The sequence below is a fragment of the Mixta tenebrionis genome, assembly GCF_006517625.1.
Taxonomy (GTDB): Bacteria; Pseudomonadota; Gammaproteobacteria; order Enterobacterales; family Enterobacteriaceae; genus Mixta; species Mixta tenebrionis.
Map to the genome: position 1 here is coordinate 1 of NZ_VHQI01000071.1, position 316 is coordinate 316.

The window sequence follows — 316 nt, forward strand, 5'->3', positions numbered from 1 at the left end:
GCCTGTCATCAATATGAAATTGCGATAAAATCGGGCCAATAACAGTACTTAAGAATCATACAACAGGATACAAAATGACAAGCCTTCAGCAGCGTGCCGAGCTACACCGTCAAATCTGGGCCATTGCCAATGATGTCAGAGGCTCCGTAGACGGATGGGATTTTAAACAGTATGTACTCGGTGCACTTTTCTACCGCTTCATCAGTGAGAATTTTTCCAGCTACATGGAAGCAGGGGATGAGAGCATACATTATGCAGCACTTGATGACAGCATCATTACCGATGACATCAAAGACGATGCCATCAGGACTAAAGG

Annotated in this window: 1 protein-coding gene; it reads left to right on the forward strand. The window is 44.6% G+C overall.

What is annotated here, in order from left to right:
- Positions 1-74: 74 nt before the first annotated feature.
- Positions 75-316: type I restriction-modification system subunit M N-terminal domain-containing protein (locus FKM52_RS21580; RefSeq protein ID WP_181407973.1), on the forward strand; the 242-nt coding region annotated here is incomplete at its 3' end.